The 201-nt window shown below is 71.1% G+C and carries 1 protein-coding gene; it reads left to right on the top strand.

The window, feature by feature from the left end; all coding sequences use genetic code 11:
* On the top strand, positions 1–201 hold a 201-nt coding region (locus H928_RS26675), incomplete at both ends, for a S26 family signal peptidase (RefSeq protein ID WP_043339210.1).

Below are 201 nucleotides of genomic sequence, written 5' to 3' on the forward strand. Positions count from 1 at the left end.
ACGCATTCCCCTGCTCAAGCGAGTGGGCGCAGTGGCGCCGCAAGAGGTGTGCATCGTCGGCGGCAGCGTTCGCATCGACGGCGTGCCTTCGGCCGCCGTGCTGTCTGCGGATCGCTGGGGCCGGCCGCTGCCATCCTGGCAGCAGTGCCGCCGCCTTCGGCCCGGCGAGCTGTTCCTGCTCAGCGTCACCAATCCGGCGTC

Source organism: Comamonas sp. B-9, assembly GCF_000410635.1.
Classification (GTDB): domain Bacteria; phylum Pseudomonadota; class Gammaproteobacteria; order Burkholderiales; family Burkholderiaceae_C; genus Comamonas.